Source organism: Agrobacterium sp. 5Ca39 (genome assembly GCF_055382365.1).
Window position 1 is genome coordinate 95,153 of record NZ_AP026437.1, and the last position, 24,402, is coordinate 119,554.

The following is a 24,402-nucleotide window of genomic DNA, read 5'->3' on the forward strand; positions in this document are numbered from 1 at the left end:
GGGCTCCGGCATGGCACGGTGGCGGGGCCACCGTGCCAGTGCTGCTTATTCGGAAACGCTCAGGAAGCGGCTGAGGTGTTGATTGGCAGCGTTGTCCACCCAACCCTTGACGCGGTTGGACACCAGCCAAAGATCGGCCTGCGTCAGAAGCGGCGCTACCGGCTGTTCCTTCATGAGGATTGCTTCGGCCTCGTGCAGCAGCTTGGAGCGAGCTGCCGGATCCTTTTCCTCATAGGACTTCTTCAGCAATGCATCATACTCGGCGTTGTTGAACTTCGAGTAATTGAAGGTCTTGTTGGACGAGATGGAGAGCGCAAGGAAGTTTTCCGCATCCGCATAGTCAGCGACCCAGCCAGCACGCGCCACATTGAACTTGCCGCCTTCCTGGAGGTAGCCGTAGTGCGAGGCAACGTCGAGGTTCACGAGGGAGACCTTGGCGCCGAAGGTGTTTTTCCACATGTCGGCAATCGCGGTCGCAACGCGTTCGTGGTTGGGGTTGGTATTGTACCGGATTTCGATGGATAAAGGCTTGCCACCTTCACCGTAACCGGCCTCCTTCATGAGCTTTAGAGCTTCGTCTTCGCGATCAAGCTGCGACAGGGTTGCAAAGTCGGCCTTGGCGGGCTCACCGTAGGAATCCATGCCGGGTGGAACCATCGAATAGGCCGGAACTTGCGAGCCGCTGTAGATTTCCTTGGCGAGGAAGTCGCGGTCGACAGCCATGGATAGCGCCCGGCGCACGCGGACGTCGTCATATGGCGCTTCGCGCGTATCGAAGGTGTAGTAGTAGGTCGCGAGCGTCGGTGAAACGTGCACCTGGTCGCCATAGGATTTGCGCAGACGGTCGATCTGGTCAGCTGAAAAATTGTAGGCGAGGTCCATTTCCTTCGCCTCGAAACGGCGAACGGAGGCGGCCTGGTCGTCAACCGGGTAGAAGATCACCTTGTCGATCTTGGTATTGGCAGCATCCCAGAAATTGGTGTTCTTGACCACAGTAAGGCTGTCGTTCGGAACATGAGCTTCGAGTTTGTAGGCGCCGTTCGACACCATCACGCCCGGTTTTACGAAATCCGCGCCGTTCTTTTCGTAACTCGCCTTGGAAATGGGCAGAGCCGTTTGATGGGCGAGCAGTTCAAGGAAGAACGGCGTCGGCCGCTCGAGCGTGATCTCCAGGGTCTTGTCATCCACCGCCTTGACGCCAAGCTGGTCAACAGGCGTTTCGCCCTTGTTGATCTTTTCGGCGTTCTTGATCGGGTAGAGAATATTGGCGTATTTCGCTGCGGTCTTCGGGTCTTCGACGCGCTTATAAGAGAAGACAAAATCTTCCGCCGTCACGGGTGTACCGTCCGACCACTTCGCATCGGCGCGCAGTTTGAACGTGTAAACGGTACCATCGTCAGACAGCGTCCAGCTTTCGGCCGTGCCCGGAATGATCTTGCCGGTCGCGTCATAGATGGTCAGACCTTCATAGAGATCCTTGACGATGAAGGCCTCGATGTTGATGGAGGTCTGTGCCTGATCGAGCGTCTGTGGTTCGCCGGCATTGCCGCGGTGTAGCACTGTTTCTGCAAGCGCAGAGCTCGCCCCCAAGAGAAGCGCAGCCATCACCACCGCGACCCGAGACCTAGCATTTATCGACATTTTTTCTTTCCCCGTGACTATTGAGCCGACAAATATGGCCAAATCGCCAGGAAGCGCAACCGAGACGAAATCATCAGGTAAAATTGCCACTGCAGAGCCAGGGGTAGGAGAAGCGGATGCAGCGCGTGCCCGAACTTACAAATACCGTCGCCCAAATCTTCTGTTATTTTGGTGCCTCATCGCGTCTGGCAACTCTGCAGTCGGGCTGAGGCGCCGGCAAGGCAAGAGGTTGCCATCGTAAGCCAAGTTGGAAGCGGACCGGCACCGGGTGTTACTCCTGCTGGATGAAAATACCATCGTTACAACCATGTCGATGGAGAGATTGCCAAGTCGCTCCGTGACAGCGCAATCCCTCTTTCGAAACCGTTTTGTGCGGCACCGTACGAAAGCGATTTCGACCTGACTTAACCATGTTGGTTCCAGCCGCTTTAAGTTTCGGTCACGTAGTCTGGACGAAACACAGGCGGATATGAAACGATGCAAACCCTTCTGCAGTCGAAATGGTTTTGGAGATTTAGCCTGCCCGTCATGGCGTCATTCGCCATCTGCGGGCTGCTTCTCTTGTCACTCTATTTTGCGGCGATCGCAAGCGACGGTATCGCAGTTGCAAGGCAGCGTGACGTGGTCGCCTTGACAGTATCGAAACTCAAGTCATCGATTGCTCATGATCAGGAAAGCGCCACTGTCTGGGATGACGCCGTCACGAACTCCCTTGCCCGTAATCCAGACTGGATGGAAACCAATCTCGGCGTATGGATGAATACCTATTTCGGACACGATGCAGCAATCGTGCTGACAGCGGACCTTAATCCGATCTATCAATTTCTTGTCGATCACAATGACGCGTCCACCGCCGATGGTTTGCGGACCGCCTATCTCCCGTTAGCGACGAAGCTGAAGGAACGCCTTATCGCAGGCGATCAGGACGGAACGAGTAGCAAGGTGCTCTCCATAGGAGAAGCCGACATCGTCTACGTTGGCTCACGTCCGGCGATCGTAAGCATAAAACCGATCGTTTCCGACACGGGTGATATCGAGCAGCAACCGGGGCGAGAAAATCTGCATGTTGCGGTCCGATTTCTGGACGGAGATCTCGCAGCAACGGTGGGGCAGGAATACCAGTTCGAAAATCTTCGATTTGCCCTTCATCAGCCAACGGACCCGCGTTTTTCTTATCTTGCGTTGCATTCAACATCCGGACAGGTCGTTGGCTACTTCGAATGGCAGCCGTTCAGGCCCGGCCAGCAAGTCCTTGAAGCTACCATTCCCGCGATCGCATTTGCTTTTTTTGCCATATTCAGTGCAGCGAGCGTCGGCGGAAACGCCCTCTGGAGACGGTCGAACCGATTGAAGGCGAACCAGGAGCAGTTGCAGTATCAGGCGGCACACGACACTCTAACCGGCCTTGCCAATCGATCGGAATTCAATGCGAGAGTTGCGACCGCCGCGCAAAATGCGAGGGAAGACGAGGCACACGCCGTGCTGTTCATCGATCTCGACAGGTTCAAGGAGGTGAACGATTCGCTTGGACATCCTGCAGGAGATAGATTGATATCACTTGTCGGGGCGCGGCTCACGAGCCTTTTGCCCGACAGTCTTGTTGCGCGGATCGGTGGTGATGAATTTACCGTCCTTGTCACATCGAACGATTTGCTGCAGCCCGAGCATGTTGCAAAAGCCATTGTGGACGACCTTCGATTACCGTTCGAGATCGAGGAGACGCAAGTCACAATTGGTGCCAGCGTCGGAGTGGCCGTAAAGGACGGCGCCTTTGATGCAAACGAGGCGATACGTCAGGCCGACATCGCACTGTATCATGCCAAAGCAGCTGGCAGGAATACTTACGCAATATTCGGCGAGCACATGGACGAGTTGCTTCGCAAGAGAAGGGCTATGGAAGCTGACCTGCGGAAGGCGGTCAACGGCCGCGCGGAGATAGAGATATTCTATCAGCCAGTCTTCTCAGCACGGGACGGGATGCTCTGTTCCCTCGAGGCGCTGGCCCGATGGAACCACCCCACACTTGGATACGTAAGCCCCGGAGAGTTTATTCCGCTGGCCGAAGAGTGCGGTTTGATCCACGAAATCGGAGCCATTGTGCTAGAAGACGCCTGTTCCATGCTGGCGCACTTTCCCGACATCGACATCGCGCTCAACGCCTCCTTGCTGGAACTGTGTTCGCCGGCCTATCCGCTGAACGTGATTGCTGCGCTCGAAAAATGGAAGGTTTCGGCTAACCGCCTGGAAATCGAAATAACGGAAAGCGCAGCTACCGGAGAGGACGGCCGATCGGAACGGACCATTGCGGCCCTGCGCGCAGCCGGAGTCAGATTTGCGATTGATGATTTCGGAACAGGATATTCGTCATTCTCGCGGGTTCAAAAGATTGAGGTGGATCGCATCAAGATTGACAGATCATTCATCGAGGAAATCCACAGAAGCGACAACAGGGCCCTCGTCACTGCCATGATCAATGTCGCGCGGGCCAAGGGGTTGAAGATTACGGCTGAGGGTGTTGAGACAACGGAGCAGCGCGATGCTCTGGAGAGCCTCGGTTGCCATCATCTGCAGGGCTTTCTACTCGCACGGCCCTTGTCGCCGAATGCTGCTCGCGCGCTGCTCTCGGCCCCTGATCCCCTCTCGACGCTGCCCGGTCACGCGGGTTTCTGGCCTGACAGACAGTCGTATAACGTAAGCCGCTGATCAACCGTCGCAATTCGCGGCGTCGCAAGAGCTCGTGACACGCCTGCAAATCCTCGCCGCTCACTCCGCGGCGGGCGGAGCCAGGCACGACCTGCTTCTGGCGAAATGCGTCGTTCGCCTCAACACCAATGGGATGCAAGCCTTCCAAGCTCGTCACATTGGCTCTGTGCAGGAACGAGGTTAGTCGCGATGCCTGGCAGATCCGAATTCGCGACCTCACGCCGAAAAAACAACCCCTGATAATCGGCAGATTGCTCGCCCGCCGGCCGTTATCTAGTTTCGGTCGAGGTTGACACGACAAAACGCGCGGGTGTCCATGTCCAATGAACCAAAAAGTCGCCTGCCATCGTTGAGTGCAGTCACGGCGGGCTTCATGTTTGCCTGTATCCTCGTCGGTGCCGCGATTGTGTTCAAGGTGATTGACGATCGAATGCTCAGTTTCCAGGAGGCAAGTCTGCGTACTGCCGTGGAAACCAGGGTACGGGGCGTTCAAACAGCCTTCGCCGCTTCCCTTTATCGAGAATGGACAAACCTCGAAACGTTGGGAAGGTCGCTTGCGGTGAGCCAGCCTGAAGAGATCCAGGACGATCTTTCAACGCTCGTGGGAAGCGGACGGGTTGTGTCGTGGGCAGGTTATGCCGGAAATGACGGCAAAGTCCGTGTCGCGTCAAACGGTCTGTTGGTCGGCGCCGACGTGTCATCCCGTCCGTGGTTTCAGAGGGGGCTTCAGGGCAACTTCGCCGGGGATGCGCACGAAGCGGTTCTTCTTGCGGCTAAACTTCCTGCTCCCGAAAGTGGGGAGCCGTTACGGTTCCTCGACCTGGCAGCCCCTGTAACCGGTGTTGGTCAGTCAGTAACAGGAGTTCTTGGGCTTCATCTCAATCTGGAGTGGGCAAAAGCCTACATTCGTGAGCTGAGTGATGCCCTGGACGTCGACGTCCTCATAGTCAATCCCGAGGGCAGGGCTGTCATATCGTCCACGAACGAGAGCCCTTCAAACCTGGATTTGCCAAGCTTTCGAAGAGCAAGGACAGGTGCCACCGGCGTGAGCCTCGAGTTATGGCCTGATGGCAAGAATTACTTCGTAGCCACGCTTCCCGAGGCCAGCTACCAAAGCCTACCGAGGTTCGGGTGGTCCATTGTCGCGAGGATCGATGCGAACGCATTCAGCAATGCGGCCAGTAGCTTCTCCAGCGGTCTTTTTATTAGTTTGTCTCTTCTGACCCTGCTCCTTCTGCTCCTCATGTCATTGTTCATTGTCTCGTTTATCCGGCCGTTCCATCACCTCGCCGTCAATGCCAAAGCCGTTGCGGATGGACAGAACGTATATCCCTACGAGAGCAGGAGAACTTCCGAACTAGCTACAATCGGCTCGGCAATTTCTCGCTTGCAGGCAAGTGCAGACCGGCAGGACGGCGGTTAAGTAAGCTAGACCACTACTGGCGGGCAAAACGGGTGGTGGCATCCTTGATGATCGCCGATAGCCGTGTTGACGTGACACTTGGTACGCTCCCTCCAGCGTAAAGTCTTTTCAGCAAGAGCTGGTACTGTGTTTCATCCAACCCCAGCGCAACGACCAGGCCGTCGTCGGTCCGATCCAGCACCGTGGCGGTGAAATCTCCGATTTCTTTGAGTTTCATGATGATCTGGGTAGCTATAGGCGCGTCTACCCCTCTGAGACGGGCCGTTTCCTGCGTCAGGTCCGTCATCCAGACACGCTTCAGCGCACCGCCGAGGGATATTACGACCCGCTCGGGACGGTCCGCATAGTGTTTCTCACGTCGTGGCAACTCGACACAGACCAGCAGCGTCACGGCAAGGATCACCAGATTGTAAACAGTCCAGAACAGGATAACGACCTTCCCGTCTCCTGCGTCATTGAACGCGAAACGGTCAGAGACCAGACCGATCAGGACCCCGGCGACGGTCAGAAACGTCAAAAGGAGGAAGGGGCGCATAAGACGCCATTGGACAACGACTTTGGTTCGGTCTCCTCCCTTTGCCGTAACACTGAAAGGGTGACCTTTCGGCTTCACAAGCCCCACAATGGCGGCTCTCGATATGGGGAGCGCACCAAGCAACTGGCTGACGTCATTGACGATGGGGATCACCATTCCGGACGAGATGAAGTTCAACACGAACAGGATCCACACCATATACGCCCCGAAATAGCTGATGACATCGGGAACAGATGCGTTGACCACCGTGATGTTGAAAAACCAGTAAAAGAGAGGAAAGGTCATGGAGGCGATGCGGAATGTGAAGGTGGTGAGCCAGAAAAATACCGAGTCAACGACACTCCAGCGGTCCCGCAGCCGCAAATTGTTCCGCGAAAAGGGACCTAGCCTTCCTCGGGCAATCTGCATGAGCCCCAGGCACCATCGCGCTCGCTGAGTGACGTATTCCTTCAACCCCTCCGGAGCAAGGCCCTCGGTCAACGCTTCGTTCAGATAGACCGTCCGATAGCCGTGCTCCTGCAACTGAAGCGTCAGCATGAAATCTTCCGTGATGCTGTCTGTCGGGAACCCACCGGAGGCCTGCACTGCCCTCCATCTGATCACCGACGACGTGCCGCAGCAGAATGCGATGCCCCACCCGTCGCGGCTTGGTTGTAAATGGTCAAAGAAAAAGCGCTGCTCGTCGGGATACGATCGGCTGAGCCCGAGATTATGCTGGATAGGATCCGGATTGAAGAAGTGCTGGGGTGTTTGAACCAGTCCGACCTCCTGGTCGTGGAAAAGCGCAAGTGCGCGCGAGACAAAATCCGTGTGAGGAACGAAGTCCGCGTCCAGCACGGCTATGAAGTCTGGCGGTTGATCGTCTTGCGCAAGAACGCCCAGGGCATGATTGATATTGCCGGCTTTCGAGCCCTTGTTATCTGGCCTGCGAAGGTATCGAACGTCGTGCTCCTTGCAGAAGTCACGCAGCCAGTCACGGCGCCCGTCATCCAGCACAAGAACCTGGACGTCCGGATGATCGCTGGCCTTTGCCCCGACGACCGTCCGTTCCAGAACGGCTTGCTCCTCGTTGTATGTGGCGATCAGAATCGCGACTTTTGGAGGCGGATCCGGTTGCCACCAGGATTTATTCTCCTCGACTTCAGGGGACCGATCGGTGGTTCTGGTCAGGATTGTAAACGCGCTCAGCGACGAGAGAACAGATAATGCTTCCAGAGCAAAGAATGACCAACTGAACAGACAGTCCAGCGTGAAGCCGGGCGGGGCCAGGGTCTGGGTTCCTCGCCACCAGATATATCGCACCGCTAAAGCCATTCCGATTGCGAAAAGGAACGTCCTGTGGGTCCAGTTACGATTGTTCAGGAGGTATGGCAGGACGAGTGCGCACCCGAAGGCCAGAGCCAGATGAGCGAAGCTCGACTGAAGTTCGCTAAGATAGAGAAAACTGTCCAAGTCCTATCTCCATAGTCCTCGCAGCCAGTCAAAAGCGCGCGTTTCGAAAAACACCCTGCCCGTGCGCCCTGCGAGGCACCGAAGGTCGGGGTCGTCCCGCAGAGCCGGCACATCAAGTGCCACGTCGTACCTTTGGAGGTGGCGCTGACTCGGTGCTATTGCCATGTTTTCATAGATCGTAGCCGCGCCGGAACCCGCAAGGCGGATTACCGATCCCTGAAGAACCTGACGGCTTCGGTTAAGGCGAAAGGTCGCGGGTGCGCCGACCCTGAGGGAATTGTAGACGCTTTCCGACACGGATAAGGTCACAATTGCGGAGTCGCAGTCGATCAGGCGCATGAGGTCCTGACCGCGCTGGACCGTTTCGCCCGAAGCGGAGAGATACTCCCACAGCGCACCATTCACATTCGCCACCAGATCTGAGGAAGAAAGTCTGTTTACACGAAGACGCTCGTTTGCCAGCCGATCGGAAATTGCAGCCAATGCCAGTTTCTTCGCCTCAAGTTGCGCTTTTAATTCCAGACGCTGCACGTCGATCTCGGAAATCCTCTGTTCGGAGTAGGGGGCGTCGTTAAATCCGTCTCCGAGGAATACTCCCCGCTCGGCCGCCTTCTGTGCCACAACGATTTCGGCGGCCTGAGCCTTTGCATTTGCGACCTCCAGCGCGGAAACCTCGGAAAGTGACTGGGCCTGTTCAAGGGACTGTGCGGTAGAAATGCCCTGACCGCTTAGCCGTGATGATCGCTCGCGGCTGAGTTCCGCGTATTTCAGACGTGCCTCGGATGCAGCACGCGAGGCGTCGGCAGACTGAGCCTGAGCCGCGAGCTGGCGTTTTCTTTCCTCACGATAGATGGCCGCGCGGGTCTGCAACTCATCAATCGATTCATCGAAAGACGTGACGACGGTCTCGAGCCTTTTTATTTCGGTCTGAGCATCGGCCTGTTGAAGTTCGAGATCAAGGAGACGGATGCCGTCAACAAGAGGATCCTCAAGAGAGCCCAGTGGATCGCCTTGCGCAACCTGGGCGCCCAGCGGCCTGGAAATCAATTCAATTTTGCCAGCGATGGGAGCGCGTATCGTCGTCAAACGGGCATTTATGAACGCATTCGCACTCGCGCCGCTAAGCTGCTCCCCAAGCACCACATAAAGAGCACCGCAGATCAGCAACAAACCGAATCCGATCTTTATGAGCTTCATGTTTCCTCCTCCGCATCTACCTAACAAAACGTACGGCCGGGGATCGGTTCACCCTGCTTGAGAAAACCCGCTCCCAGAGTTAGCGCGCGGTTAAATGACAACCGGCGCATATAGACTTTGACCTATCAAACCACCGAGCGCTAAACGTGTCTCAGGTCAAAACTTGCCCGCGAGTTTTTGTGGAGCGCTCGCTTTGCACGATTATCGACAGGCAAAGGGCGAGAATGCGTGCGACGATCACCGAGAGGAGGTGGCTCGGCGAGCGTCATGGATAGATCGAGAAGTTCGGGAGACGCGACTAGGGTCGTTCGATACGCCGCGCGAATTTTGTCCAGATCGACAGCAATAAAATCGCGACGCCGCCGGTCGCTATACCGATTATTGCCTGAATAAACGCGGTGGCCAGCCAATTCGTCACGGAGGGGACAATCACCAGGGTTTGTTCTATCCTTGATGCGACTGTTTCGATCAGATGTTCAGGCTGATGCCATCCCATCCCCGCCAGGCTGTGTGCGATAATGCTTCCGCCTACCCAGAGCATCGCCGCCGTTCCGACGATTGCCAGTGCCTTGAGAAGAAACGGTACACCTTTGACCAGCCCGGCACCGACCGTCCTTGACAAAGGTCCCCCGGACTTCGTCAGGTGCAATCCGACGTCATCTGCTTTGACGATGAGCGCGACCACGCCATAAACTGCTGCGGTGAGCAGGATGCCAACCGCCGCCAGGACCCCTGCCTGGGTATAGATGCCGGAGGAGGAGACACCAGCCAGTGTCAGCGCCATGATCTCGGCCGAGAGGATAAAGTCGGTACGGATCGCGCCTGCGACCTTGCGGTTTTCCAGATCTGTTGCATCAAGCGCCGCGTTGTCGTCCGGACCGTGTTCCGGGGCATGAGCGAAAAATGCCTCATGTAGCTTCTCCGCGCCTTCGTAGCTCAAGTATATGCCACCGATCATCAGGAGCGGTGTGATGAGCCAGGGAGCGAAATATCCGAGGACGAGAGCGATGGGCAGGAGGAAGATCAGCTTGTTTTTAAGCGATCCAAGCGCAATTTTGCCAATGATCGGCAGTTCACGCGCGGGAGCCAGACCGACGACGTAGGCCGGCGTGACGGCGGTGTCGTCGATCACGACACCTGCCGCCTTCACACTGGCTTTGGCAGTCTGGGTTGCGACGTCGTCGAGGGACGCGGAGGCAGCCTTAGCTATCGCTGCCACGTCGTCAAACAATGCGATCAATCCGGTAGCCAATTTAACTCCTGAACAGGTTCAGCGTTGTCCGTGATTTGGGGCCGTTGCACAGAATGGAGAGTAAAGGTTGCTCGATATATCACAGCCATCCTGTCTTCTTGAACCGGTAATAAAGTATCGCGCAAAGGGTGATGATTACGGCGATCACGACATAATAGCCGTATTCCGATTTCAGTTCCGGCATGTGCTCGAAGTTCATTCCATAAATGCCGGCGATCGCCGTTGGGACAGCCAGGATCGCGGCCCAGGCTGCAAGCTGGCGGGTGATCATACCCTGGCGCTGCTGTTCAAGCAGGTTCGAGGCCTCGAACACGGAAGTGATAACTTCCCGCAAGCCTGACATCATGAATTCGACGCGCCGTACATGGTCAAGCACGTCCCGAAAATAGGCTTTGGCGTTCTCGTCAATACAGGGCAGCTCCAGATTGGCGAGCTTGCCAGCGACCTCCTCCATCGGGCCCAGAATGCGCTGAAAGCGGATCACCTGCCGTCGCATGCGGAAAAGCCGTCTGATCTGCTCCCTTTCGAGAAATGCAATCAGCATGTGCTTTTCCATCTCAAGCACCTTGTCCTCCAGCGTCTCGACCATCGGCAGATAACCGTCGACGACGAAATCGATGATACCGTGCAGGACATAGTCCGGGCCATGTTCGAGGAGTTGCGGAGACTGTTCGAGATGCTCCCTCAATTCCTTGTGGGAGCGTGCCGAACCATGCCGGACCGAAATCACATGGTGCCGTCCGACGAAAATACAGGTTTCGCCATAGGCAATCTTGTCGCCCTCAAGATGAGCGGTCTTGATGATGACGAAGAGCTGATTGCCGTACACCTCAACTTTCGGCACCTGCCTCCCGTTCAGTGCGTCTTCGACGGCAAGCGGATGCAGGTCAAACATCGACTTCAGGCTCGCCATTTCCTCGACGGTCGGGTCGGTGATACCGATCCAGGCAAACTCGCCGTCCCTCTCGGGGAACGGTCGGCCAGTCAAGGGGAGTTCTTCGGCACGCTGGCCAAGGCGGTAGATGTAGGAAGCTATGACTGTCATGAAAACCGCAGTGAGTTAACCGTCATGATTTGGTATTCTGATATCGTAGTGACAAGATGGAACGGGCGATCCTATCCGTAGCGAATCTGCACACCAGCGTCACTGGCAGAATCGCCGCGTCACGGCGCGTCCATCGAATGTAAGTTTGCCGTCACTGGAACAGTCCGCGCTGCACACCGTTATAAACCGGCGCTGCAAAGGGTGGCGTTGGAGATGGTATGCATGAACAGTCGCATTTGCATTATCGGTTCGGGGCCTACCGGAATCTTTTCCCTTCAGCGACTTATTCATTCTCCTTCCCCAATGAGTATTACTGTTTTCGAAGCGGAAATGCTGGCGGGGAAGGGAACGCCCTATCTTCCCGGCTCAAATGATCCTGTCATGCTTTCCAACATTCCGAGCATCGAGATACCGCCGTTGCCGCTGTCACTGGTGGAATGGCTATCTCGCCAGGAAGACGATTACCTTAACCGTTTTGCCATTGTGCGCGATGCCATCAGCGAGCGTGCGTTTTACCCGAGGTTGGTTCTCGGTGATTATTTTCAAGAGCAGTTCAGTGCGCTTGTGGATTATGGAGTCGAGAAAGGTCACCAAATCGATATCCGCCCCCGGCACCGCGTCAGTGATATATCGCTCGACGTCGACCATATCCGAATTTGCGCCGAAAGCCCTGACGGAAAGTTCGACGCGATCTATGACCACGTCGTGATGGCAACGGGCCATAATTGGCCCGAGAAGACCGAAGTGCAGCCAGGCTACTTTGCGTCTCCGTGGCCCGCTTCCGCGCTCAAAAGTTCCTGCTATGGAAGGCTTGGGATACTTGGGACGTCGCTCAGCAGTATCGACGCGCTTTTGACCGTCGCGGTATCCTGCGGTTCGTTTGTTTATGACGACACGGGAACAATGAGGTTTCACGCATCCACCGGGCACGAAAACTTCACAGCCGTGATGATGTCCCGCAAGGGACTGTTACCGGAGGCGGATTTCTATTGCCCGCTTCCCTACCGGACACCGAGTGTTTGCACGCAGGAAGCTGTCAATGGAGAAATCGAGATTGGCTCTGCCGGTTTGCTCGACAGGGTTTTCGAGCTCTTCAAGCGGGAAATCGCGACCGCCGATCCTGACTACGCAGCCGAAATAGGGCTAAATTGCCTGACGGCAGACACCTTTGCTGACGCATATTACTCTCGCCGGTCGGGAGTGGATCCATTTGTCTGGGCAGCAGCAAACCTAGCCGAAGTCGAACGCAACGCAGAGCAGCGATTCACTGTGCCTTGGCGCTACGCCATACTCATCACACATGAAATCATCGCCAGAGCAATCCCGCACCTGGACACGCGTGACCTAGCGCGGTTCAACCGATCGTTTAAAAGTATATTCATCGATGAATATGCGACCGTACCCCACCTTTCGATCAAGCGTTTGCTTGCGCTTCGAAACGCTGGCAGGTTGGAAATTATCGCGCTGGGAGAGGATTACGCAATAGACACGTGTGGCCTTGCGCGGGGCGCCAGAGTGACCACGGCCGGCTCGGAAGAAATCTTCGAAAGTTTCATCGATGCTACCGGCCAAACGGCGTTATCGGCACGGGACCTCCCGTTTCCTTCGCTCGTGAAGCAGGCAGCTGTCAAACCGGCTGTCACGCGCGTGGCTTCGACTGGATTAATAGCCGATACGACAGGCCTCAACTTCAAGAGGACCGGCGGTATCGAGGTCGACGAATGCTATCGTCCACGCGATACCGGCTTGTTATCCAACCGGCTTTATTGCGTGGCAATACCATTCCTGTTGCATAAGAACCCCTTTGTACAAGGTATCACCAGCGCCGCTGAGTTAGGGCAGGCGGCCGCGCAGGCTATCCTCGACGATATTCGGGCGACGACAGCCGACTTGCTGCTCACAGCCTGACATAGCGGACAGAATAGATAGATATGACGGTCACTTTTCGCTCAAAACACGTTATTGGGAAAGTCGCTGAGATCTGGCGTTTCCCGGTAAGCTCGCTTGGTGGAGAACGATGCAAATGCGCAGAAATAGAGCCAGCGGGCATCGTCGGCGACAGGCGTTTTGCGCTGTTCGACAATGTATCCGGCCTCGCCGCAGCGCCGGAAAAAGACGTTCGATGGCGGCCGGCACTTTTCCTCCGCAGCGCCATTGATGATGGCGGTGTGCGGATCACGTTTCCAAATGGGTGTAATTTCTATATTGAAGATCCTCAATTGCGACTGGAACTTTCGAAGTATTTCGGGTTCGACGTCGGTATCGGAAGTTACATCGATGCGGACCCGCTTGCCCCTTCTCTTCCCACTGTTGAGAACCGATACTCGAGATCGGCACTTCACTTGGTCACCACTTCGTCACTGGCCGAGCTTCAACAAATGTCATCGGACAGTACGGTTGACCGTTTGCGCTTTCGGCCAAATATTCTACTCGAAACCAGTAATGTGACAGGTTTTGCTGAGTTTCAATGGATCGGTAAGGTCATTAGTTTCGGGCTGGCGGAGGTCGAGGTGACAGACCTCACAAAACGGTGCGGAATGATCCTTGCCGCACAGCCTGATCTGCCGGAACAGCCGGAGATTCTCAGAACGGTATTGAGAAAAGCAGGTCGCGCATTCGGGGTTTATTGCGAACCTGTCAAAATAGGAAATATCGAAACCGGCCAGCGCGCAGAGTTGATTTCCGACTAGTCATTCCAAGACGAGATGGGCCGTTTTGTCTTGCCGTCGCCTCCCGCAGGAGAGAGGCTATACGCAATGTTCTTCGTCAAGAACCGGAGCCGTATGGCGCGGCATCGGCTTTTGGTCATTCCGCTATCGATGGCGTCTTTACGTATGTATTCCTTTGGGTGCGCCCGGACCCGCGCAATGGCAGCATCGTAACCTTTGCAAAACGAAGCCTTGTCGCCGCTGAAATTGTTCTCGGCATCGTTCTAATCCGAGCTGCCGAGCTTGCGGCTGAGCGCTGAAGGGCTTCGGTCTCAGCACTTGTAAGACGTGGTCATAAAGCTGTGTCTCACGCCTTCGCCCCGCGAGACGCCGTCATGGAGAAGGTCGAGAAGACCGTTATCCGTGAGGTTGAACAGGCCCCGCCGAACCCTATTGCGAAACTTGTTAGTTTCGGATATGGGTAGTTTCGATACTGAATAGTTCCGATTTGGTAAGGTCCCTAGATGTCCCAAATCCCTTCAAATAAGACCGGCAAGACTGGCCGCAAGCGCGATAGCGAACTGGATGAGGCCTTGCTCGACGCGACTATTGAGGTGCTGTCCGAGAGTGGGTTTGCTGGAATGACAATGGATATGGTCGCCGCCAAGGCTGGAGCGGGAAAGGCTTCTGTTTATCGGCGATGGCAATCCAAAGTCGACCTCGTCCAGACAGCTATCGAGCGGCTGAGCATTCGAAGCGCGGTATTAACCACACCCGATACCGGAAGCCTAAGGGAGGATCTTTTGGCACTCCTAACTCCTGACAGTGATGTTGACGGCGAGCGACTGCTCAGGGTCATGTTGGCCATAGCGTCTGTGCCGGAGGCCGCAAGTATAGCTCAAGCTGCCAGCGCTAGGCCGTGGGTAGCGATAAATGCGCAGCTAATTGAGCGCGCGATCGCACGCGGCGAGATCTCCTCGTCGATCGATGTTGAACTCATGTCTCAGGTTTTGCCTTCGCTTGTGGCTTACCGTGTGGCCATAGAGCGCAAGCCTATCAATGCTGCCTTTATCGCGAGCGCAATCGACAGCGTGCTGTTGCCCGCTCTGCTTGGAGCCGGTTTCACGGAAGACCCAAAAAAGCTTTGAAAAAGCGACCCAAAGATTTCCGACGAAAGCGAAAGGTTAGTCGAGACTAGAAGCCAGCAGACTTCGCCGCCGCCTCAGGACATCCCTCCGCGTACTTCGAGGGAGGGACTTAGCGTGCCCTCAGACAGTAAAAGGAGCCTTCAAAATTTCGGCAATTCTTCCTCTGTACGCCTTTTGTCCATCCTTACCTGCGCCGACGTCCTGACGATTGCTAGCCGCCAGGGCGCTTCGCGGTTGAAAAAGTAACCTTCACAACACGCCCCACCCCAACTTTGGCAGTGACGCCGGAGGACCCTGTCTACAGAAAGCAGAGTTCCGCTCTGTCGGACCTCGGCGCTCGCCGTCGCTAGTCCATGCAAATCCTGAGACCTAAATGCCGGAGCAATGCTCTTATCACGGCAGCGAGATCATAAATTAAGGAGAAAAAAATGCTTTCCACCTTTGCCCAAATACCCTGGATAGGGGTTCTTGCGGGAACCTTCGCTTTCTTTTTCCTCGGGGGTGTTTACTTCGGTGTTCTGGTTCCCAAGCAGTATATCTACGTCACCGGACGCGAAAAATTGCCGCAGGAACAACTCAAACCCATGACACCCATATTCTTCGTGGGGCCATTGATTTGCTCGTTTATCACCGTGATCGCCGACGCTTTTCTCATTCAGGCACTTGGCGTGACCGACATAGCCGACGCTACCACGCTCGGGATCCTAATCGGGCTCGGTTTCCTGGTCCCAATGATCTTCAACATCGCAATCAATCCGCTTTTCCCGCGTCCACTCCAGTACGGGATGCTCAACGCGCCTTACTTCCTGACCGCAAATGTAATCGCCTGCCTTCTTCTCGTGACCATACCCTGGTGAACATCGATCATGCGGTGCTCTGAGGATGCTGCGACCAGCAGCAAACCTTCAAATCAAAGGAGATAAAAGATGACACTAACCACTACGCCTCACCTTAATTTTCGCGGCGATGCGCGAGCCGCGCTTGAGTTTTACCAAATAGTGACCGGCGGTGACATCACGATCGTCACCCACGCTCAAGCTTATGGAACAATCGGACCTGCAGAAGCCGACCTCGTCAGTTGGGGGCAGGTCTCGACCCCTTCCGGCTTTCACGTAATGGCCTATGACGTGCCGTCAGCCATCGCGCATAATCCCGGGGAAATCCCCTTCTTCGTCTCTGTCCGAGGCAACGACGTTTCCGAAATCCAAGCGATGTGGGACGGGCTTTCCAATGGTGCCACTATCGTAGCGCCCATCGGCGCCTCTCCTTGGTCGCTGCTTTATGGGATGCTCAAGGACCGGTTCGGCGTGACTTGGGTGCTTGACGTGCTCCCCGACCACACCTCGTACTGAAATAGGTGTCGGGCCGGCGAGGCAATTATCGTTGCGATTGCGGCAGCGGCGTCAGAGCCGCATGCCGCCTGAGGCCTTAATTCGCTGCGTATTGATCCAGTGATTGTCGTCCGACAACAGCAAGGCGATGATCCCGCCGATATCCTCGGGCAGGCCAGGCCGGCCGAGCGCTGTCATGTCGGAGACGATCTTGTTTACCGCCGGATTGTCGCGCACGACGCCACCGCTGAAATCGGTTCGGAAAGCTTGTCGAGGCGCATGAAATCCATCCTTCGTCTGAACTGGCTTTGCGTGCGAACATTGCACGCCAGACAGACCGTGCCAAGCCGCCCACCGCGCCGAGCAGCCAACACTGATCGAAGACATCATCAAGGTGCATGTAGCCAACGACCGCATTTGGCGCAGAGCTGTCGCGGCGACTGAGGAGGCTAAAGCCAGAGGGATGTTCCATCACCCGCCCCCTCCGTGACCTTGCAACGCGGCTCAGCCAGTCCGGTCGGGGCTCGTTGGTGCCAGTGTCGGTCTTCTAACGGGCTGAGGGAGCGGCAGACGCCATTGTAACTTTGCGCAATGAGCGACATTTAAAGATTCGGACGGCTGCCTTTGCCCGAGGGAGTCTGGAAACGTTCATGCTGACAGTTGCAGTCGGGAGCAATGGACGGTCGGTCGAAAACTGGTTCGCCGATTATCGGTGCTCATCATTATGGCTTCGGCTCGATGTCACTGCTCAAGCTGTGAAACCAGCGCCTGCATGTTCACACGCAGTCCGTCAGGATCGTAATTGATCTCGACGCCCCCCTTCCCGGGAGGCCCATGCGGATCAGAACATCGGGTGAGGCAGGTCTTATCCGCCACGGGCGTGGGACACCAGCAGGGGCACGACTTCGCGCTCAAGCCGCTCGACAGACCAGCTGTGCACAGGAGCGGATACGACGATGGCTCCCGCCGGACGACCCTCTGGCCCTGGTACCGCAGCGGCAACATTTACCTCGTCGCGGATCGACTGGCGATCCGTGAAAGCCACGCCTCGAACGCTTGCCTCCAGAATCTCTGTGCGGATTTCATCCTTGTTCGTAACGGTAAAGGGAGTACCGGGCTGGACGGGGCTTTCCGAAAGAATTCTGTCAATCTCTCCAGGTGGCAGCCACGACAGGATCGCCCGACCACCGGAGGATGAAACGGCTGGAAGTCGCCTGCCCGGATAGGCGGTTCTGAAAGCCGGTTGCGGTCGGCTTTGAACATGCAGCAGGTGGATGATTTCCGTGCCATCCAGGATGCAGAAGGAACAACGCAGCCCGCATTCTTCCCGCAGCCTTATAAGCCGAGGCCATACCGACCGGAGCAACGCGTTTCCCATCTGGAAACGATAAAGAAGATCAAGCGCCCGCTCCGAGACATGGAAAGCGCGTTTGGGCTGATCTTTCTTCAGATAGCCCAGTCCCGCCAGCGTATCTGTAATGCGCTGGACAGTCGGCACCGGAAAACCGGTCTGCTGTGAAAGTTGCGTCAGGGTGAGCAGCGGCGTTTGTGGGTGGAAAAACTGTAATAAATGCAGGCTTTTGGAAACTGCGGTCACCGCGAGCGGATCATTCTCGTCGTCGACCAGCGGCCACAGCGTGCGTGGATTTGGCTCGAGGTTGGCCGGGCGTACCGCCCGTGTCACCATCAACTCCCCCATGCGTGAGACGGTTTCGCAAAGTTGCCCGGTCACCGTGCCTGCTGCCTCTGTGTCTACAGGACCGGAAAGCGAAATCGCAGCAAGCGGCTGGCCGGCTGCATCGCGAAAAGCGGTCGCAATGACTTGGCGGGATCTGCCTTCGCCAGTACTGTCAAAGGAAAATCCCACGCTGCGCTCAGAGGCTATCCGCTCGCGCAGCAAACCCGCGTCGCCTGTCCATGTTGCCAGAAATGTATCGAGTGTTGCGGCATCCATAAGAGACAACAGCGCCCGGCCTGGCGCGGTCTCGGCAAGTGCGACGCGGCTGCCAACCGGGGCAAGTGCCAGGGATGCGGCGGGTGAGGGGACCCGGGCCAGCGTAACAGCGGTCTTGCCGTCGAGGAGCCAGAGGTCGGTGCTGAGGCCGGTGCGTGCATTCAGTTCCACGACCAGCGGCATCACGAGATCGATCAACTCGTTGCTGTAAAGATAGACATGTGCGGGATAACACGCCCGGTGCCCGAGAGAAAGGACACCGCTCAGTGCGTCGCGTTCAAGCCAACGGGATTTGACAAGTGTATGGACCAGACGCTGGGCGCTGGACCGGTTCATCCCTCCTCGCCTCGCAACATCGGCAATTCTCAGTTCAGGCGTTCCCGGCCCGAACATCTCAAGCACGGCAAATGCCTTTTCCAGCGCGGCAATGCGGGCCCGGTGATCGGATCCTTCTGAGGGTTTGGTAAAATTCATTTTGCGACGCAGCAAGATCGTTGACAAGGCTTTCAACGAACCTATAATCGATAGTCGAGAATAGCAATCGCATCGCGGTAAAATAATCCCAAGGGGAACGCCTTGCACTCTATGCCAATCGGAATGACGTCATAGTCAGCTATGCCCACATGCTCGCCATGTGACAGTAAGCTGAACCTTGCAAGCCTCTCGCGCTGCGGTCTCACAGCCGCAGTTGCGCAAGGTATTGCAGTCGTATGTTTCGCCGCACCTTTGCGGCGGTACAAGTGCTCTTCGCTGCGCAAACTTTGAGGGATCGCAGCGACATTATCGAAAACGGTCCGGATCGGAAGGGTGCCGTGCGCTTGCGTGCGGGCCAATGCCCGCGCGTTTCGGTCGCTACCTGCCAAACAAAAAAGGGAACAGCGAAATCATGCACGCTCAGTTGACCAGAAAAGCAAGCCGGGCAAAAAGCCGGCTCGTTGCGGCGATCATCGCCCTTTCAGCCTGTGTTGCGGGCTTTGGAACGGATGCCTTGGCCACAACAATGATGGCCGTACCGCATTCTGGCCTGCGTATTCTCGATCCGATCATCACGACCGCTCATATCGTGCGCAATCACGGCTACATGATCTATGACACGCTGCTGGCGCTTGATGCCGATTTCAAACCGCAGCCCCAGATGGCTGACTACACCGTTTCGGATGACAAGCTGACCTATACATTCACGCTGCGCGACGGTCTGAAATGGCACGACGGCACACCTGTGACAGCAGAAGACTGCATTGCCTCGCTTCAGCGCTGGGGCAAACGGGACACCTCCGGTCAGGTCCTCTTCGACAAGACAGAAAGCCTGACAGCTACGGACGACAGGACCTTTGTTTTCAAGCTAAAGGAACCCTTCGGCTTCTTGCCCGACGTTCTGGCCAAGCCGTCTTCGGTCGTGCCGTTCATGATGCCGAAACGCATTGCCGCAACCCCGGCCGATACCGCCATAACCGAATTTGTCGGTTCCGGCCCCTTCAGGTTCGTCACGGCCGAGTACCAGCCGGGCGTCAAGGCGGTCTATGAAAAATTCACCGATTACGTACCGCGCAACGAGCCTGCGAGCTGGCTGGCCGGCGGAAAGGTGGTCAAGGTCGACCGTGTGGAATGGTTGAGCATGCCCGATGCCCAGACGGCAATCAACGCTATCCAGTCCGGGGAGATCGACTACATCGAAGCTCCGCCGGTTGATCTTCTACCACTTGTCGAGAGCAATGACGAACTGACCGTCAAGACGCTAAACACGCTTGGCTCGCAGACTATGGGCCGCATGAATTTCCTCTACCCGCCATTCGATAACAAGAAGATCCGCCAGGCTGCTCTCAAAGCGATGAACCAGAAGGATGTTCTCGACGCGCTGATCGGCAATCCGGACTACTACACCATCTGCGGCTCCGTCTTCGGCTGCGGTACGCCGCTTGAAGCACTGGCCGGTTCGGAAAGCCTGACCGGCGCGGGCGATATGGAAAGCGCAAAGGCACTCCTCAAGGAGGCCGGTTACGACGGAACTCCCGTTGTCATCCTTCAGCCAACCGACGTCGTGACCGTCAAGGCCCAGCCCGTCGTGGCGGCGGCTGCGCTGAGGAGTGCGGGCTTCAACGTAGAACTTCAGCCCATGGACTGGCAGACGCTCGTCACTCGCCGCGCCTCGCAGAAGCCGGTGGCTGAGGGTGGCTGGAACATGTTCTTCACCAACTGGATTGTGCCGGAAATCATGACGCCGCTTAACAATCCGATGTTGAACGGTCGCGGCGCCAAGGGATTTTTTGGCTGGCAGACAGACGAGAAGCTGGAAGCGTTGCGCGCCAAATACATCGCCGCGGCGACAGCTGAAGAGCAGAAGGCTGCGGCCGCCGAGCTTCAGGCCCATGCCATGGACGAGGTCAGCTACGTTCCGCTTGGCCAGTACAAGAACCCCTCCGTGTGGCGCAACCAGCTTTCCGGCTTCCTGGAATCGCCGGTTCCCGTGTTCTGGAACATCGAGAAAACAGAAGACTGAGCCTCGTGGAAGAACATGGCGGCATCCTGCGGATGCCGCTGCCCTGCCTGCCCAACCGACGTGAGGATGCTTATGCTCGCCTATACGTTCCGCCGAATTCTGGCCTCCGTTCCGGTAATGATCACGGTCGCCGTCTTCGTTTTTCTCCTGCTGCGCATAACGCCCGGCGATCCGGCCGCCATCATCGCCGGCGACATGGCCACGCCAGAGCAGCTTGAGAAAATCCGCGCTGCCCTCGGCCTCGACAAACCAATCGTCGTGCAATTCGTCTCGTGGTTCTGGTTGCTTCTCCAGGGCGACCTTGGCGTGTCGCTGATTTCCAATACGCCAGTCACTGCGATGATCGGCAAGCACATCGAACCGACCGTGAGCCTTGCGCTCGTCACGATCGTCCTGTCGGTGCTGATTGCCGTTCCACTTGGGGTCATCGCTGCGTGGCGCCACGGCACGTGGATCGACTATGCCGTCATGACGGTGTCGGTCGTCGGCTTCTCCGTGCCGGTTTTCGTGATCGGCTATATCCTCATCCAGGTCTTCGCCATCGACCTCAAATGGTTTCCGGTGCAGGGCTTCCGGAGCATCACCAAAGGCGTCGGTCCTTTCGCGGAACGCGCCATTTTGCCGGCCCTCACACTTGCTTCCATTTATATCGCGCTGATCGCCCGCATGACACGCGCCTCCGTGCTCGAAGTGCTGGGCGAGGATTATGTGCGAACCGCCCGCGCAAAAGGGCTGAAGGAAAATACCGTCCTGTTCCGCCACGCGCTGCGCAATGCCGCGGTTCCTGTGCTCACCATTATCGGCACCGGCTTCGCACTGCTTATTTCCGGCGTCGTGGTAACGGAGAGCGTATTCAACATTCCCGGCATTGGAAGGCTCACGGTCGATGCCATTCTTGCCCGCGATTACCCTGTCATTCAGGGCATGATCCTGCTGACAAGCGGTATCTATGTGATGGTCAATCTCCTCATCGACCTCTCCTACTCCTTCTTCGATCCGAGGATACGGTACTGATGGCCAATTCCACGCTATTTGGTGCCGCCATGCGGCTGCCCGTTTTCGCCGGCAGAAAAAAACGCGGACAAGCTGTCCTCGTCCCTGCCATCGCGCTTGCAATTCTTACCCTGATCATTCTCATGGCTGTTCTCGCGCCATGGCTTGCTCCGCATGATCCCGTGGCCATGACGCCCTCTGCCCGCCTCAAGCCCGCCAGCGATATCTACCCGCTCGGTTCCGATGCCTACGGACGGGACCTGCTGTCGCGTGTGCTCTACGGGGCTCGCATCTCCCTTTTTATTGGTATCGGAGCGACTGTCATCTCGGTGGCTGTCGGACTGGGGATCGGCCTGGTCTCGGGCTTCTTTTGGTTCCTCGACGCCGTGGTCATGCGGATCATGGACGCACTGATGGCAATTCCAAGCCTGCTGCTCGCCATCGCCGTGGTTTCGCTCACCGGGGCAAATATCTGGACCGTCATGTTCGCCATTACCGTCCCGGAAATTCCTCGTGTGGTGCGTCTTGTTCGCTCGGTGGTGCTGACTGCACGCGAAGAGCCCTACGTCGAGGCCGCGATCGCTGCCGGTTCGGGCCTTCCGAAAATCCTCTGGCGGCATCTGATGCCGAATACCCTGGCACCGCTCATCGTGCAGGCCACCTATGTCTGCGCCTCGGCGATCCTTACAGAAGCGATCCTGTCTTTCCTCGGGGCTGGTGTCTCCACCGAAATACCGACATGGGGAAATATCATGGCCGAGGGACGCGCCTATTTCCAGATCAATCCGCAACTGATCTTCTGGCCAGGTCTGGTGCTCTCGCTCTGCATTCTCTCCATCAACCTTCTCGGTGATACGGCGCGCGATCTGCTCGATCCGCGCATGAAGAAAAGGGAGGCCGCGAAATGACGGCTGTTGCATTCGATCCCGCCACCGCGTCCGAAGTATTGCGCGTCGAGAACCTCGTCATCCGCCTGACCGGAGACGATGACAGCGTGCCGGTCCTCAACGGCATTTCGGTCACCATCCGAGCCGGAGAAACTGTGTGCCTTGTGGGCGAGAGCGGTTCTGGCAAATCGGTGACCTCGCTCGCTACGATGGGGCTCCTGCCGCGAAATTCTCTTGAACCTGCAGGGGGTACAATCCTGTTTGAAGGTGAAGACCTCCTCAAGGCCGACGCCGGCCGCATGCGGGCACTGCGCTCGAAAAGTATTGCCATGATTTTCCAGGAGCCGATGACAGCACTCAACCCGGTGCTGACGGTTGGCCGGCAGATTTGCGAGGTGCTTCAGGAGCACACGACGCTTTCAGCAAGAGAGCAGAAGATCGCCGTTCTTGAGATGATGCGGGAAGTGCATCTGCCCGATGTCGAGCGGATATTCGCAGCCTATCCCCATCAGCTCTCGGGTGGACAGCGCCAGCGTATCATGATCGCCATGGCCTTGATCCTCAAACCCAGACTGCTGATCGCCGACGAACCGACCACAGCCCTTGATGTGACGACCCAGAAGCAGATCCTCAAGCTCATCAATGAACTTCAGGAAAAGCAGGGTACCGCCGTTCTCTTTATAACCCACGACATGGGCGTAGTGGCCGAGATTGCAGACACCGTCTACGTCATGAACCGTGGCAATCTCGTCGAGAGTGGTCCGGTCGACACGATTTTAAGAGCGCCCGAAATGGACTATACCCGCACGCTTCTTTCTTCCGTGCCAAGCCTTCAACCGCGCGAGCCGCGCCCCGCGCTCTCGGACGAGGTCGTGCTCTCGGCCTCGGAGCTTGAGAAGGTGTATGGCAAAAAAGGCTTTTTCGGAAAAACCGCGGCCGAAACAAAAGCCGCGACGGATGTGTCCTTCACACTGAAGAAGGGTCGTACACTCGGTATCGTCGGTGAAAGCGGCTCTGGCAAGTCGACCGTCGCTCGCTGTATCATGCGGCTGATCGATCCCACCTCCGGCTCGATCCGCATTTCCGGACAGGAAATCGCCGATTTCTCCCGCCGGACCCTGCAGCCATATCGCCAGCATATCCAGATGGTGTTTCAGGATCCCTATCGCTCGCTCAACCCGCGTATCACGGTGGGGGAAAGCATCATTGAAGGGCCAGTAAATTACGGTACGCCGAGGCGGGACGCCCTGAAGCGAGCGCGCGAACTTCTCGCAATCGTCGGCCTGCCCCCGGATGCAGTGGGCCGCTATCCTCACCAGTTCTCAGGCGGCCAGCGCCAGCGCATCGCGATCGCCCGTGCCGTTGCCATGAACCCGAAGGTTCTCGTGGCCGACGAGGCAGTGTCGGCACTCGACGTATCGGTTCAGGCACAGGTACTCGACCTTCTTGCGGACTTGCAGGAAAAGCTCGGTATTTCCATCCTGTTCATCACGCATGATCTTCGCGTTGCCGCCCAGATATGTGACGACGTGATCGTTATGCAGAAAGGTCGCATTGTGGAATATGCCAGCGGCTACGAAGTGCTCACCAGTCCGGTTCATGCATACACCCGCCAGCTTATCGATGCCGCCCCGGGGCGGCATTGGGATTTCGCCAATTTCCGGCCGCTTGCCCCCGAAGCTGCATAATTTCCAGG

18 protein-coding genes are annotated in these 24,402 nt (G+C 56.8%); 11 read left to right on the forward strand and 7 right to left on the reverse strand.

The window, feature by feature from the left end:
• Positions 1-45: 45 nt before the first annotated feature.
• A complete protein-coding gene (locus ACZ47E_RS14235) occupies positions 46-1,641 on the reverse strand; it encodes a peptide ABC transporter substrate-binding protein (RefSeq protein ID WP_278067745.1) in 1,596 nt (531 codons plus the stop codon).
• Between the two features lie 477 nt (positions 1,642-2,118).
• On the opposite strand from ACZ47E_RS14235, the gene ACZ47E_RS14240 reads away from it, so the two are divergent.
• Together ACZ47E_RS14240 and ACZ47E_RS14245 are read left to right on the forward strand one after the other, a co-directional pair.
• Positions 2,119-4,344 (forward strand): bifunctional diguanylate cyclase/phosphodiesterase, encoded by a 2,226-nt coding sequence (locus tag ACZ47E_RS14240; protein WP_278067744.1) that lies wholly within the window; start codon positions 2,119-2,121, stop codon positions 4,342-4,344.
• Between the two features lie 316 nt (positions 4,345-4,660).
• Complete coding sequence (locus tag ACZ47E_RS14245; protein WP_072495000.1) at positions 4,661-5,767, forward strand: cache domain-containing protein; 1,107 nt, start codon at positions 4,661-4,663, stop codon at positions 5,765-5,767.
• Between the two features lie 13 nt (positions 5,768-5,780).
• Here ACZ47E_RS14245 and ACZ47E_RS14250 read toward each other — a convergent pair whose 3' ends face one another.
• The 4 genes from ACZ47E_RS14250 to ACZ47E_RS14265 form a co-directional block, all read right to left on the reverse strand.
• Positions 5,781-7,754 (reverse strand): glycosyltransferase family 2 protein, encoded by a 1,974-nt coding sequence (locus ACZ47E_RS14250; protein ID WP_022563341.1) that lies wholly within the window; start codon positions 7,752-7,754, stop codon positions 5,781-5,783.
• A 3-nt stretch (positions 7,755-7,757) separates the two neighbouring features.
• The gene (locus ACZ47E_RS14255) at positions 7,758-8,951 is read right to left on the reverse strand and encodes an HlyD family secretion protein (RefSeq protein ID WP_004437388.1); all 1,194 of its coding nucleotides are present in this window, start codon (positions 8,949-8,951) and stop codon (positions 7,758-7,760) included.
• 298 nt (positions 8,952-9,249) lie between these two features.
• Positions 9,250-10,203 (reverse strand): DUF808 domain-containing protein, encoded by a 954-nt coding sequence (locus ACZ47E_RS14260; RefSeq protein ID WP_278067743.1) that lies wholly within the window; start codon positions 10,201-10,203, stop codon positions 9,250-9,252.
• A gap of 79 nt (positions 10,204-10,282) precedes the next feature.
• Entirely contained in the window at positions 10,283-11,248 is a 966-nt protein-coding gene (locus ACZ47E_RS14265) for a magnesium and cobalt transport protein CorA (RefSeq protein WP_004437395.1), read from the reverse strand.
• 222 nt (positions 11,249-11,470) lie between these two features.
• Between ACZ47E_RS14265 and ACZ47E_RS14270 the strand changes: the two genes are divergently transcribed.
• From ACZ47E_RS14270 to ACZ47E_RS14290, 5 genes are all read left to right on the forward strand, one after another.
• Positions 11,471-13,156, forward strand: a complete 1,686-nt coding sequence (locus ACZ47E_RS14270; RefSeq protein ID WP_278067742.1) for an FAD/NAD(P)-binding protein — start codon at positions 11,471-11,473, stop codon at positions 13,154-13,156.
• Positions 13,157-13,179: 23 nt separating this feature from the next.
• Positions 13,180-13,938, forward strand: a complete 759-nt coding sequence (locus tag ACZ47E_RS14275; RefSeq protein WP_278067741.1) for an MOSC domain-containing protein — start codon at positions 13,180-13,182, stop codon at positions 13,936-13,938.
• A gap of 482 nt (positions 13,939-14,420) precedes the next feature.
• A complete protein-coding gene (locus ACZ47E_RS14280; RefSeq protein WP_035207426.1) occupies positions 14,421-15,044 on the forward strand; it encodes a TetR/AcrR family transcriptional regulator in 624 nt (207 codons plus the stop codon).
• A gap of 428 nt (positions 15,045-15,472) precedes the next feature.
• Positions 15,473-15,901, forward strand: a complete 429-nt coding sequence (locus ACZ47E_RS14285) for a DUF1761 family protein (RefSeq protein ID WP_035207429.1) — start codon at positions 15,473-15,475, stop codon at positions 15,899-15,901.
• A 69-nt stretch (positions 15,902-15,970) separates the two neighbouring features.
• Entirely contained in the window at positions 15,971-16,396 is a 426-nt protein-coding gene (locus ACZ47E_RS14290; protein ID WP_035207432.1) for a VOC family protein, read from the forward strand.
• A gap of 51 nt (positions 16,397-16,447) precedes the next feature.
• Here the strand turns inward: ACZ47E_RS14290 and ACZ47E_RS14295 are convergent, their stop codons facing one another.
• A complete protein-coding gene (locus ACZ47E_RS14295; protein WP_416359427.1) occupies positions 16,448-16,612 on the reverse strand; it encodes a hypothetical protein in 165 nt (54 codons plus the stop codon).
• Between the two features lie 628 nt (positions 16,613-17,240).
• Complete coding sequence (locus ACZ47E_RS14300) at positions 17,241-18,911, reverse strand: IclR family transcriptional regulator (RefSeq protein ID WP_464016999.1); 1,671 nt, start codon at positions 18,909-18,911, stop codon at positions 17,241-17,243.
• A gap of 304 nt (positions 18,912-19,215) precedes the next feature.
• Between ACZ47E_RS14300 and ACZ47E_RS14305 the strand changes: the two genes are divergently transcribed.
• The 4 genes from ACZ47E_RS14305 (at position 19,216) to ACZ47E_RS14320 (ending at position 24,394) form a co-directional block, all read left to right on the forward strand.
• Positions 19,216-20,826 carry an ABC transporter substrate-binding protein gene (locus ACZ47E_RS14305; RefSeq protein WP_112637389.1) on the forward strand — a complete coding sequence of 537 codons (1,611 nt, stop codon included), beginning with the start codon at positions 19,216-19,218 and terminating at the stop codon, positions 20,824-20,826.
• 72 nt (positions 20,827-20,898) lie between these two features.
• On the forward strand, positions 20,899-21,840 hold the full coding sequence (locus ACZ47E_RS14310) for an ABC transporter permease (RefSeq protein WP_004437414.1): 942 nt from the start codon (positions 20,899-20,901) through the stop codon (positions 21,838-21,840).
• 29 nt (positions 21,841-21,869) lie between these two features.
• A complete protein-coding gene (locus tag ACZ47E_RS14315; RefSeq protein WP_278068040.1) occupies positions 21,870-22,727 on the forward strand; it encodes an ABC transporter permease in 858 nt (285 codons plus the stop codon).
• Positions 22,724-24,394, forward strand: a complete 1,671-nt coding sequence (locus tag ACZ47E_RS14320) for an ABC transporter ATP-binding protein (RefSeq protein ID WP_112555280.1) — start codon at positions 22,724-22,726, stop codon at positions 24,392-24,394. Before ACZ47E_RS14315 ends, ACZ47E_RS14320 begins: the two co-directional genes overlap by 4 nt.
• Positions 24,395-24,402 lie beyond the last annotated feature (8 nt).

Coding starts and splice junctions, on each gene's coding strand:
- ACZ47E_RS14235 (WP_278067745.1), bottom strand. CDS start 1,641: ATGTCGATAAATGCTAGGTCTCGGGTCGCGGTGGTGATGGCTGCGCTT.
- ACZ47E_RS14240 (WP_278067744.1), top strand. CDS start 2,119: ATGCAAACCCTTCTGCAGTCGAAATGGTTTTGGAGATTTAGCCTGCCC.
- ACZ47E_RS14245 (WP_072495000.1), top strand. CDS start 4,661: ATGTCCAATGAACCAAAAAGTCGCCTGCCATCGTTGAGTGCAGTCACG.
- ACZ47E_RS14255 (WP_004437388.1), bottom strand. CDS start 8,951: ATGAAGCTCATAAAGATCGGATTCGGTTTGTTGCTGATCTGCGGTGCT.
- ACZ47E_RS14265 (WP_004437395.1), bottom strand. CDS start 11,248: ATGACAGTCATAGCTTCCTACATCTACCGCCTTGGCCAGCGTGCCGAA.
- ACZ47E_RS14270 (WP_278067742.1), top strand. CDS start 11,471: ATGAACAGTCGCATTTGCATTATCGGTTCGGGGCCTACCGGAATCTTT.
- ACZ47E_RS14275 (WP_278067741.1), top strand. CDS start 13,180: ATGACGGTCACTTTTCGCTCAAAACACGTTATTGGGAAAGTCGCTGAG.
- ACZ47E_RS14280 (WP_035207426.1), top strand. CDS start 14,421: ATGTCCCAAATCCCTTCAAATAAGACCGGCAAGACTGGCCGCAAGCGC.
- ACZ47E_RS14285 (WP_035207429.1), top strand. CDS start 15,473: ATGCTTTCCACCTTTGCCCAAATACCCTGGATAGGGGTTCTTGCGGGA.
- ACZ47E_RS14290 (WP_035207432.1), top strand. CDS start 15,971: ATGACACTAACCACTACGCCTCACCTTAATTTTCGCGGCGATGCGCGA.
- ACZ47E_RS14305 (WP_112637389.1), top strand. CDS start 19,216: ATGCACGCTCAGTTGACCAGAAAAGCAAGCCGGGCAAAAAGCCGGCTC.
- ACZ47E_RS14310 (WP_004437414.1), top strand. CDS start 20,899: ATGCTCGCCTATACGTTCCGCCGAATTCTGGCCTCCGTTCCGGTAATG.
- ACZ47E_RS14315 (WP_278068040.1), top strand. CDS start 21,870: ATGCGGCTGCCCGTTTTCGCCGGCAGAAAAAAACGCGGACAAGCTGTC.
- ACZ47E_RS14320 (WP_112555280.1), top strand. CDS start 22,724: ATGACGGCTGTTGCATTCGATCCCGCCACCGCGTCCGAAGTATTGCGC.